Source organism: Brevibacterium rongguiense, from assembly GCF_009857845.1.
GTDB classification, from domain to species: Bacteria; Actinomycetota; Actinomycetes; order Actinomycetales; family Brevibacteriaceae; genus Brevibacterium; species Brevibacterium rongguiense.
On sequence record NZ_WWEQ01000079.1, the window covers coordinates 1 to 10,565 of the forward strand.

General features: G+C 73.4%; 9 protein-coding genes and 1 pseudogene. 2 read left to right on the forward strand and 8 right to left on the reverse strand.

What is annotated here, in order from left to right; translation table 11 throughout:
* Positions 1-274 precede the first annotated feature (274 nt).
* From GSY69_RS12705 to GSY69_RS12715, 3 genes are all read right to left on the reverse strand, one after another.
* Positions 275-769, reverse strand: a complete 495-nt coding sequence (locus GSY69_RS12705) for a DivIVA domain-containing protein (protein WP_160954213.1) — start codon at positions 767-769, stop codon at positions 275-277.
* 82 nt (positions 770-851) lie between these two features.
* The gene (gene folP, locus GSY69_RS12710) at positions 852-1,811 is read right to left on the reverse strand and encodes a dihydropteroate synthase (RefSeq protein ID WP_160954214.1); all 960 of its coding nucleotides are present in this window, start codon (positions 1,809-1,811) and stop codon (positions 852-854) included.
* The gene (locus tag GSY69_RS12715) at positions 1,808-2,557 is read right to left on the reverse strand and encodes an LOG family protein (RefSeq protein WP_160954215.1); all 750 of its coding nucleotides are present in this window, start codon (positions 2,555-2,557) and stop codon (positions 1,808-1,810) included. The genes folP and GSY69_RS12715 overlap by 4 nt, the downstream gene beginning before the upstream one ends.
* Positions 2,558-2,633: 76 nt before the next feature.
* On the opposite strand from GSY69_RS12715, the gene dapD reads away from it, so the two are divergent.
* Positions 2,634-3,569 carry a 2,3,4,5-tetrahydropyridine-2,6-dicarboxylate N-succinyltransferase gene (gene dapD, locus GSY69_RS12720; protein ID WP_160954216.1) on the forward strand — a complete coding sequence of 312 codons (936 nt, stop codon included), beginning with the start codon at positions 2,634-2,636 and terminating at the stop codon, positions 3,567-3,569.
* A 67-nt stretch (positions 3,570-3,636) separates the two neighbouring features.
* Here dapD and GSY69_RS12725 read toward each other — a convergent pair whose 3' ends face one another.
* The 3 genes from GSY69_RS12725 to fdxA all read right to left on the reverse strand — a co-directional run bounded on the left by GSY69_RS12725 (position 3,637) and on the right by fdxA (position 6,709).
* The gene (locus GSY69_RS12725) at positions 3,637-4,929 is read right to left on the reverse strand and encodes a citrate synthase (RefSeq protein WP_160954217.1); all 1,293 of its coding nucleotides are present in this window, start codon (positions 4,927-4,929) and stop codon (positions 3,637-3,639) included.
* Between the two features lie 223 nt (positions 4,930-5,152).
* Positions 5,153-6,265, reverse strand: coding sequence for a succinyldiaminopimelate transaminase (dapC, locus tag GSY69_RS12730; protein WP_160954218.1), 1,113 nt, complete (start codon positions 6,263-6,265; stop codon positions 5,153-5,155).
* Positions 6,266-6,382: 117 nt separating this feature from the next.
* On the reverse strand, positions 6,383-6,709 hold the full coding sequence (gene fdxA / locus GSY69_RS12735) for a ferredoxin (protein ID WP_160954219.1): 327 nt from the start codon (positions 6,707-6,709) through the stop codon (positions 6,383-6,385).
* A 314-nt stretch (positions 6,710-7,023) separates the two neighbouring features.
* Here fdxA and GSY69_RS12740 point away from each other — a divergent pair, with 314 nt between their 5' ends.
* A complete protein-coding gene (locus tag GSY69_RS12740; RefSeq protein WP_160954220.1) occupies positions 7,024-8,067 on the forward strand; it encodes a GNAT family N-acetyltransferase in 1,044 nt (347 codons plus the stop codon).
* A gap of 116 nt (positions 8,068-8,183) precedes the next feature.
* On the opposite strand, the gene GSY69_RS12745 is transcribed toward GSY69_RS12740, so the two are convergent.
* Together GSY69_RS12745 and GSY69_RS12750 are read right to left on the reverse strand one after the other, a co-directional pair.
* Complete coding sequence (locus GSY69_RS12745) at positions 8,184-9,827, reverse strand: VanW family protein (RefSeq protein WP_160954221.1); 1,644 nt, start codon at positions 9,825-9,827, stop codon at positions 8,184-8,186.
* Positions 9,828-10,076: 249 nt separating this feature from the next.
* A pseudogene (locus GSY69_RS12750) lies at positions 10,077-10,565 on the reverse strand (PIG-L family deacetylase); the annotation flags it as partial.

A 10,565-nucleotide genomic window follows, 5' to 3' on the forward strand; every position in this document is an offset into this window, starting at 1 on the left:
GGCGCCGCAGACGGCGCCGAGACCCCGCGCCGCACCTCGGGTGCGGCCGGCGAAAGCTGAGCATGCCCCACGACGTACCCAGGACCTTCCCCGGGCCGGCGGGCTCGCCTGCGCGCGGCCGGTTTCGCGTTCGGCAGCGCCGTCCGGCGCGGGGAAGGTCCTGGGTACGTCGTGGGGCATGCTCAGCTTTCGCCGGCCGCACCCGAGGTGCGGCGCGGGGTCTCGGCGCCGTCTGCGGCGCCCGCGGATTCGGGCTCAGACTCGGGCTCAGCGGTCACAGGGGCGGCGGGTTCGCGTCGACCGCTCGGCTCGATCGCATCATCGGCTCGGCCGGGTCGTGCACCTGAGCCAGGATGTCCGCGTCTGCCGGGGCAGCGGGCTCGGACGGATCGCCGAGCTCGGCGGCGGCACCGCGAGTCCCCTCGGGCTCGGCGGCGGGCTCGGCACCCGGCTCGCCGGCGGCCTGGCCCACGGGCTCCTCGACCCCGTCTGCCCCGGCGGCCGGCTCCCGGCCGGCCTCGAGCTGGGCGATCCGGTCGTGCAGTGCGTCGAGCGCGGCATCGACCTCGTCGGGCCGGTAGCCGCGCAGGGCCGGGGAGAACCGCAGCTGGGCGATGTCCGCGGCGGCGAAGTCTGCGGGCAGGCCGGGGCGCGGCTCGGATTCCGAGGCGGCGGGCATGCCGCCGTTGAACAGGTTGAAGGAGCCGGCCACGGCGATGACCATGACGAAGACGGCGGCGCACACTCCGACGACGATCCACACAGGCATGGGCCCAGTGTGTCACAGGCGCTCGGCGCCGCTCCGGAGGCCGCCGGGCGCGCCCCGCGGCACCGGGCGGCCGGGCGCAGCGCTAGACGAGCCCGCGCACCGCGGTGCGCGGGGGCCGGATGCCGCGCACCGCGAGCACCGTGTCGATGGCCTGGACCGTGGCCGCCGCATCGTGGGTCCGGATGACCGCAACCCCCGCGTCGATGGCCAGGGCCGTGGCCGCGATGGTGGCGGGCAGCCGGTCGGCGGGATCGGCCACGCCCGCGGCCTCGCCGATGAAGTCCTTGCGCGAGATCGCGAGCAGCACCGGCAGCTCCCCCGCGCACAGCCGCGGGAGTGCCCGCATGACCTCAAGCGACTGGTAGGTGTTCTTCCCGAAGTCCGGGGTGGGGTCGATGAGGATACGGCCGGGCGCCACCCCGGCGGCCCGCGCAGCCGCGACGAGCCCCGCCAGCCCCTCCTCGACGTCATCGAGGAGGTCTGCCGCGCACAGCCCGTAGCGGTTGCGGTGGGCGTCCGTGCGCGGCTCGAGGCCCCCGGTGTGGGAGCACACGAGGCCGATGCCGTGGGCCCCGGCGACCTGCGCCACGCGGGGGTCGTGGCCGGCCCACGTGTCGTTGAGCAGCCGTGCCCCGGCCCGCGCGGCCGCCTCGGCGACCTCGTGGCGGTACGTGTCGACGCTGATGACGAGGTCGGGCAGCTCCGCGGCGACGGCCTCGACGACGGGGCACACGCGGTCGATCTCCTCGGCCGCGGACACGGCGGGGCCGCGCCCGGCGCGCACTCCCCCGATGTCGACGATGCCCGCGCCCTCCCGCGCGGCGCGCGCGCAGGCCGCCACTGCCTCGGCGGCGGTGGCCGAGGACGCGTAGAAGGAGTCCGCGGAGCGATTCACCACCGCCATGACGACGGGGCGCAGCGGCCCGGCGCGCACGGCTCCGAGCTCGAAGACGGCCCGGGCGCCCGGTTCGGGCCCTGCGGGCTGCCCCGCGCCCTCCCCGCCCGCGGGTGCGTCCGACCCGGCCTGGCTGCCCTGCCTCATCCGATGGGCGAGCTGGGCCCGATGCCCGCCGCGATGTGCGCGACGGCCTCCGCCGGGGAGTCGGTCACGCAGAAGAGGTCGAGGTCGCGCGGGGAGATCGTGCCGCGCGCCAGCAGGGTCTCGCGCAGCCAGTCCACGAGCCCCGCCCAGAAGTCGGTGCCCATGAGCACGATCGGGAAGCGGGTGATCTTGCCGGTCTGGACGAGGGTGAGGGCCTCGAAGAGCTCATCGAGCGTGCCGAAGCCGCCGGGCATGAAGACGTAGCCCTGCGAGTACTTGAGGAACATCGTCTTGCGCACGAAGAAGTAGCGGAAGTTGATCCCCAGGTCCACGTACTCGTTGATGCCGGACTCGAAGGGCAGCTCGATGCCCAGGCCCACGGACAGCCCGCCCGACTCGCACGCGCCCCGGTTGCCGGCCTCCATGATGCCGGGCCCGCCGCCCGTGATGACCGCGTAGCCGCTGGCGACGAGCCCCCGGGCCACCTCCTCGGCGGCAGCGTAGGCGGGCTCCTCGGGGCGGATGCGGGCGGAGCCGAAGATGCACACCGCGGGCCCCAGCTCCGCCAACGAGCCGAAGCCCTCGACGAACTCCGCCTGGATGCGCATGACGCGCCACGGGTCCTCGTGCACCCAGTCGGTGCTCCCCCGCTCGTCGAGCAGCCGCTGGTCCGTCGTCGTCGCGGGGATCTGGGAGCGGCGCAGGCGCACCGGCCCCTTGTCGTAGGTGCTGCCGCCGGCGCTCATCGGCGGCCTCCGGCGGGCATCCGCCTGGCCTGGATGGGGGTCATGGCCTCAGCGTACCGCCCGCTAGGCTGGGCGCATGACTTCACGCTTCGCCGCGGCCACCGGAGTGGCCACCTCGTTCGCCGACACCGTCCTCAGCGTCTGGTTCCCCGCCCCCACCCTGGGGCAGAGCGCCGACGACGCGCTCGCCGCCGCGCAGCGCCTCGCCCCCGACCTGAGCGCCCTGGCGGGCGCCGACGAGGCGCGCGGCACCACGGCGACGGTCGTGACCACGACGATCGACCTGGACGCCGCGCCCGCGGACGCCGCGGATGCCTACCTGCGCCTGCACGCGCTCTCCCACCGCCTCGTGCGCCCCAACGACCTCAACCTCGACGGCATCTTCGCCACGCTGGCCAACGTCGTGTGGACCTCGCGCGGGGCCTGCTCCCCGGAGGGCTTCGAGGCCACGCGCGCCGCGCTCCTGGCCGACGGCCAGCTCAGCGTCTACGGCGTCGACAAGTTCCCCCGGATGACGGACTTCGTCGTGCCCTCGGGTGTGCGGATCGCGGACGCCGACCGCGTGCGGATGGGCGCCTACCTGGCACCGGGCACCACCGTCATGCACGAGGGCTTCGTGAACTTCAACGCGGGCACGCTGGGCGCCGCGATGGTCGAGGGCCGCATCTCCCAGGGCGTCGTCGTGGGCGACGGCACGGACATCGGCGGCGGCGCCTCGATCATGGGCACGCTCTCCGGCGGGGGCAAGGCGAAGATCACGATCGGGGCGGGCACGCTGCTGGGCGCGAACGCGGGCGTGGGCATCTCGCTGGGCGATCACTGCGTCGTGGAGGCCGGGCTCTACGTCACGGCCGGCACCCGGGTGAGCCTGCCGGAGGAGGGCGGAACGGTGGTGAAGGCCTCGCAGCTGTCCGGCCGGTCCAACATGCTCCTGCGCCGCAATTCGACGACCGGCGCGGTCGAGGCGCTGCCCCGCGAGGCGGGCATCTCGCTCAACCCCGACCTGCACTGAGGCCCGCGCCCAGACGGCAGACGGCCGGCGAGACCCCAGGGGTCCCGCCGGCCGTCTGCCGTCTGCGTCAGTTCGAGCGCTCGTCCATGGGGACGTAGCCGCGCTCCGTGGCCCCCGTGTAGATCTGGCGGGGGCGGCCGATCTTCGTCTCCGGGTCATCGATCATCTCGCGCCACTGGGCGATCCAGCCCGGCAGGCGCCCCACCGCGAACAGCACGGTGAACATGTTGGTCGGGAAGCCCATCGCCTTGTAGATGAGGCCGGTGTAGAAGTCGACGTTCGGGTAGAGGCGGCGCTCGACGAAGTAGTCGTCGGCCAGCGCGATCTCCTCGAGGCTGAGGGCCAGGTCGAGCAGCTCGTCGTCGCCGCCGAACTTCTCGAGCAGATCGTGGGTCGTGCCCTTGATGATGGCGGCGCGCGGGTCGTAGTTCTTGTACACCCGGTGGCCGAAGCCCATGAGGCGCACGCCCTTCTCCTTGTTCTTCACCCGCTCCATGTACTTCTTGGCGCCGTCGTCGGAGTCCTTGATGCCCTCGAGCATTTCCAGCACCGCGGAGTTCGCGCCGCCGTGCAGCGGGCCGGACAGGGCGTTGATGCCCGCCGCAATCGACTGGTAGAGGTTCGCCTGCGACGAGCCCACGAGGCGCACGGTCGAGGTCGAGCAGTTCTGCTCGTGGTCGGCGTGGAGGATGAAGAGCTGGTCGAGCGCCTTCGCCTTGAGGGGGTCGACCTCGTAGGGCTCGGACGGGAAGCCGAAGTTCACGCGCAGGAAGTTCTCGACCAGGCCCAGCGAGTTGTCCGGGTGGACGACCGGCAGGCCCTGGTTCTTGCGGTGGGCCAGCGCGGCGATCGTCGGCATCTTCGCGAGCAGGCGCGCGGTCGACAGGTCGATCTGCTCCTCGTCGAAGACGGAGAGGCTGTCCTGGTAGAACGTCGACATCGCGTTGATCGCTGCGGAGACCATGGGCATGGGGTGCGCGTCGAGGGGGAATGCCTGGAAGAAGCGGCGCAGGTCCTCGTGGACGATCGTGTGGCGACGCAGGCGGGCGTCGAACTCGTCGAGCTGGGTCTGCGTGGGCAGTTCACCGTAGATGAGCAGGTAGCTGACCTCGACGAACGTGGACTTCTCCGCGAGCTGCTCGATGGGGTAGCCGCGGTAGCGCAGGATCCCCTCGTCACCGTCGATGTAGGTCACGGCCGAGGAGGCGTTGGCGGTGTTGGCGAAACCCGGGTCGTAGGTCACCTTGCCGGTGTCCTTGAGCAGGGAGCCGATCCGCAGCCCCTCCATGCCTTCGGCCGAGGGCACCCCGGGGAGTTCGTACTCGTGATCGTCGACCCGCAGGACACCGTCAGCTGCCATGTCTCTCCTCAGCGTTTCCCCCAGGCACTCCTGCATCTCAAGAGAACCGTGAGCGTTGTTTAACAGTCACATCAGAGCGTACAGGCTGTTGGCGCCCAACTCTAAACCCGGCGGTGAGCAGGGCATCCTGTGCCCGTGCACCGTGCGCCCGCCGTCGCCGAGGCGCGGGCGAGCACGGTGCGCGGGCGCCCGTGCCGCACGGGCTCCGGTATGGGGAGGGCCCTCAGCCGCGCAGGCGCTCGGCCGCCGCGGCGATGACGTCGTCCGGGGCGGTGAGCGCGATCCGCACGTGCTGGGACCCGGCCTCACCGTAGAAGATGCCGGGGGCGGCGATGATGCCGAGGTCGGCGAGCCGGCCGATCGTGGTCCAGCAGTCTTCCCCCGCCGTGGACCACAGGTAGAGGCCCGCCTCGGAGTCGTCGATGCGCAGCCCGAACGCGCGGACCGCGGGCTCGAGCACCGCGCGGCGGCGCCGATAGGCGTCCTTCTGCGCGCGGACGTGGTCCTGGTCGCGCAGGCCGGCCACCATGGCCGCCTGGACCGGGCCGGGCACGATGAGTCCCGCGTGCTTGCGGGAGTTCGTGAGGTCGGCGATGAGCTGCGGGTCGCCCGCGGCGAAGGCCGCGCGGTAGCCGGCGAGGTTGGATTCCTTCGACATCGAGTACACGCTCAGCACGCCGGTGTGGTCGTCGCCCACCACCGCACGGGAGAGCACGGAGGGCGCGGGCGCGGGACCCGCCCAGTTGAGCAGGCCGTAGCACTCGTCGCTGGCGACGACGACCCCCGCAGCGCGCGCCGCCGCCACCGCATCGCGCATGAGGTCCGCAGCGAGCACCGCACCGGAGGGATTGCCCGGCGTGTTGAGCCAGAGCAGACCGATCCCGGCCAGCGAGGCGCCCCCCGCCACCGCCTCGGCGTCGAGGCGCACATAGTCGACTCCGGCGAGCTCCGCACCCATCTCATAGGTCGGGTAGCCGACCGAGGGGCCGGCCAGCGCCAGGCCGCGCTGGCGCAGCCCGGCGAAGAGGGGCAGGAGCGCGATGAACTCCTTGGACCCGACGCTCGGGATGACCTGGGTGTGCGGGTCGAGCTCGACCCCGTGCCAGGCGCGGTACCAGTCGGCGATCGCCTCGCGCAGCTCCGGGGTGCCCGCCGTCTGCGGGTAGCCGGGCCAGTCCGCGGCCGCGGCCAGCGCCTCGCGGATGACGGGAGGGGTGGGATCGACCGGCGTGCCGATCGACAGGTCGCACACGGGGCCGCGCTCCTGCGCGCGGGCGCGGTAGGGGGCCAGCAGCTCCCACGGGTATTCGGCCAGTCCGAGTCCGAAGCCGGTCATCGTGGTTCCCTTCTGCGGATGGGCGGGAGGTCTGCGGATGGGTTGGGGTCTGCGGATGGACGGGAGGAGCACGGGTGCGCAGGCCTCACGGCCCCCCAGCCCCGCGGGCGGGTCGCCTCAGTCGTCCTGGTTCTGCGGGGGCAGCGCGGCGATCATCGGGTGGTCCGTGCCGGTGTTGCCCAGCTTCGCGGCCCCGCCCGGGGAGCCCAGCTCATCGAAGAAGTCGACGTTGGCCGTGTAGTACTCGGACCACTCCTCCGGCACATCGTCCTCGTAGTAGATGGCCTCGACGGGGCAGGCGGGCTCGCACGCCCCGCAGTCCACGCACTCATCGGGGTGGATGTAGAGCGAGCGCTCGCCCTCGTAGATGCAGTCGACGGGGCATTCGTCGATGCAGGCCTTGTCCTTCACATCCACGCACGGTTGCGCGATGACGTAGGTCACTTCCAGGTCTCCTCGGTCGAAGTCGGCTCGTGCGCTGCCGCGGCGGGGTGCGGGCCGGACCCGCGAGCGGCTGCTCGCCGGCGGCCGCAGCGGCTCACCGGGACCACCGCGTCGTCGCCGAGCATCCGAGCGGGTCCGCGGCAGGCGAACCCGGCACAGGGAGCCCTGCGGCCGCACGGCGCGCATCGCGGTCCAAATGCACTCCCACCAGGGTACTCCCTCATAGGGTAGGGGGAAGGGCTGACGCGGTGCCCGCGCCGTGCGCTCGGACACAGCGGCCGCCCCGGCCCGCCACGCGAATCACGAGGTATCCCATGACCACTCCCCGCCCCGGCCAGCGCCTCGTCATCCGCTACGGTGCGGACGGGCAGACCACGGATGCGCTGGGCACCGTGGCCGCGGCGGACGACCAGCGGGTCATCATGGACACGGGCCGCGGCCGGGTCGAGATTCCCGTCGCCGCGATCGAGGTCGTCCACGAGATGCCGCCGGCCCCCACCCAGCCCGGGCGCCTGCACCGGGTGGTCTCCCCCGAGGACCTGCGCCGGATCTCCGCGGCGGTCTGGCTGCCGGCCGATGCAGTCTGGCTCAACGCCGACAATCTGCGGGCGGAGGCCTCCGAGTCCGCCTCCGATGTCCAGTCGGGCTGGCTGCTGCGCGCGGCGCACGGGGTCTCGCAGCGCGCCAACAGCGCGCTGCCGCTCACCGCGCCGGGCATCGAGCCCGCCGAGGCGCTCGACATCGCGCAGCGCTGGTACGCGGACCGCTCGCTGCCGCCGGCCGTCCAGATCTTCTCCACCGTCGAGGGCGCGCTGGCGCCCAGCTGCGAGCCGCTCGGCGCGATCTTCCGCGAGCGCGGCTTCGCGCCCTCGGGGCCCACGCTGGCGCTCACCGCGGATGCGAAGGAGGCCGCGGGCTCCGCCGAGGTGCCAGCTGGCCTGGCGATCGTCGTCTCCGATGACGCCCACCGCCCCCACTTCGATGCGTGGGGCCGGCCTGCCGACGGCGAGGGCAGCGAGGGGCACGCGGACTTCGCGGCGCTGATCCGCAGCCCGGAGCGGTTCACGATCGTCTCCGCCATCGCCGAGCACCCGGACGGCTCGAAGAGCCTCGTGGGGACGGTCCGCCTGGCCATCGCCCAGAAGTGGGGGGTCGTGTCCAACCTCGTAATCGATGAGGCGCTGCGCCGCCGGGGCGCCGGCCGCGCCCTCGTCCAGGCGGCGGCCAGCCTCGCGGCCCGGCAGGGTGTGCGCTCGCTCATGGCCGAGGTCGAGGGCGCCAATGCGCCATCCCTGGGGCTGTTCTCCCAGCTAGGCTTCGCCGAGCACCACCGGTACTGGTTCGCCCGCCGCAGCTGAGCACTCACCCGGCCCAGCACCCACCCAGCTGAGTGCCCGCCCGGCCCAGCACCCGCCCGGCTGAGTCCCCGCCCGGCCCAGCACCCACCCGGCCCAGAGCCCGCCCGGCACCGGGTTCAGCGGCAGGTGATCCCGGTGACGGGCGCGTAGACGGTGGTGAACTGGTCCCGGGTGGTGCGCCCGGTGGCCTTCTCGGTCATGGTCCGCTTGATCGTGATCGACCAGCCGCCCTTGGGCGACTGCGGCCTGCAGGTCGACCCCGAGCCCTGCTTGGTCCCCGGTGAGGTCCGGTTGAACCGTCCGGACGACTCGGCCTTGACGTCGTAGGCCCGCGTGCCGAAGACCTGGGCGGTGACCCTGCCGCCGGAGACGTCCATCGCGAGCACCACCGGGGACTTCGTCGTGTTCGTGAAGGCCATGTCGATCGAGCGCCAGTCCAGGGTGGCCTCGCGGCCCTCCGGATAGCGCGAGATGTAGCGCGAGTGCGCCTGGTGCTCGTTGAGCTCGAAGCCGGCGAAGAACGCGGCGTTGAACAGCGTCGTAGAGACCTGTGAGACGCCGCCGCCGTAGTCCTCCTTCATCTCGCCACCGGAGATGACGCCCGCCTTGCGGTAGCCGTTGGCCGCGGTGCGCTCGCCCAGGGTGTCGTTGAGGCTGAACCGCTTGCCGGGCATGACGACGGTGCCCGTGACCTTCCGCGCGGCGGTGCGCAGGTTCGCGTCGCGCGCCGGCTCCGAGTTGTAGGGGGTGTGGAACTCGGACGCGACCTGGGAGACATCGGCCTTCTTCGCATCCGCCGTGGTGAACTCCGGCTCCTGCACGGTGCGGGTGACGGCGGCGGTGCGGTTGGCCGCGCCGACCGCGTGCTCGACGCCCGCAACGAGTGCCTTGGGCTCGACGGTCGTGCCGCTGCGGGCGGGCACGACCACCGGGGCACCGCCGGACATGCGGAAGCTCGCATCGCGCGCCGCGGTGCCCAGGGTGGAGTCCTGCTTCGCGATCGCCGCGTGCAGCCTCTTCGCGTCGATGCTGCGGGTGAGCGCGCCGTCCTTGGCCGGGAACGACAGCGCGGCGGCGAGCTGGGCCGGGCGCACCGTCACGCGGGATTCCTGCCCGGAGCCGCGGACGGTGAGGACGAGGGGCTTGGACAGGGCCGGCTCGGCCAGGGAGCGCTGTGCCTCCTGCGCGTCTGCCGTGCTCACCTGCGGGTCCGCAGCCTCGGAGGCCACGCGCAGGCTGTCCTCGCGCAGCCAGCCGGTGCGCAGTGCCGAGCGCACCGCGGCGCCATCGGCCTCGATCCCGGTGGCCGCCTTCTTCACGTGGGTCGTGGAGCCCGTCACGGTGAGGGCCGCGTCGGTGGGCGCCGCGCTGAGCTTCTTCGCGGCGGCGTCCGAGGCGGTGGTCAGCGCATGGTCATCGGCGGCGATGTCCACGGGCCGCTCGCTGCCGCCCAGGAGGCGGGGCACCACGATGCGGGGGTCCAGGGTGAAGCCCAGCAGAGCGTCGACGGTGCCGTCGATGTCCGGGGCCAGCCCGGCGTCGGCCGGCTTGAGCTGGGTGCGCGCGGTGCGCTCGCCCTGCGCGGCGGTGAGCTCGACCGGCTTGCTCGCCCGCTTGTCCAGGCCCGCGCGCAGCGCGGCAGCGGCCTCGGCGCGGCTCTTGCTGCCCACGTCGACACCCGCCACCGAGGTGCCGTGGGGAATCGTGCGCCCGCTCAGGGCCGCGGCGGCGGCGTAGGCGCCGAACAGGAGTGCCAGCACGATGCCGGCGATGAGGGCGGCTCGTGTGCCCGCCCGACGGGTCGCCGCGGGGTGCACCGACTTCCGCGCGGACTTCCGCGTGGTCGTCGCTGCGGGTGTCGGCTTCGGCTTGCGGTGCGGCTGCCGGCTGGCTGGCACAGGGTCTCCTCTTGGCTGCGGGGAAGGTCGGCGGGGAGGGCCGGCACCGCGGCGGGTGCGGGGCCCGGGCCCGGTGCGCGCCCGGGGCTCGGGCGGTGTGCCCAGGGGCGCTCAGGGGCGGGCGGGCCGCCGCTTGAGCGAGGGCAGGGCGAACGCGAGCACCGCGGCGATGAGCATGGGCCCGAAGAGCCATCCCACGGAGCGCAGCGTGTTGACGACGAGCAGGTCGTGCCCGGGCAGCAGGCCCGGCTGGCCCAGCGCGAACGAGCCCAGCGAGATGATGACCGCGGTGACGACCAGGAGCATCGTCGAGCGGTAGAGCACGGAGACGTGCCACATCGCCGCGGCGGCCAGGGCCAGGGCGAGCACGAGCCCCCAGGGGAGGACGAGCTGCTGGCCCCCGAGGCTCACCGCGGTGGCGTTGAGGTGCTGCATGGTGCCGAGGAAGGCCACGAGCACCGCGACGAGCAGCGTGTGGATGACCGCCCAGGGGCTCAGCCGCGGGCGCCCGGCTGGGCGCGGCGCGGCGGCGGAGGCCTCGGGTTCAGCTGGATCCGCGGCGGGCTCGGCCCCCGTGGCGCCGTGCCCGGCCCCGCCGGC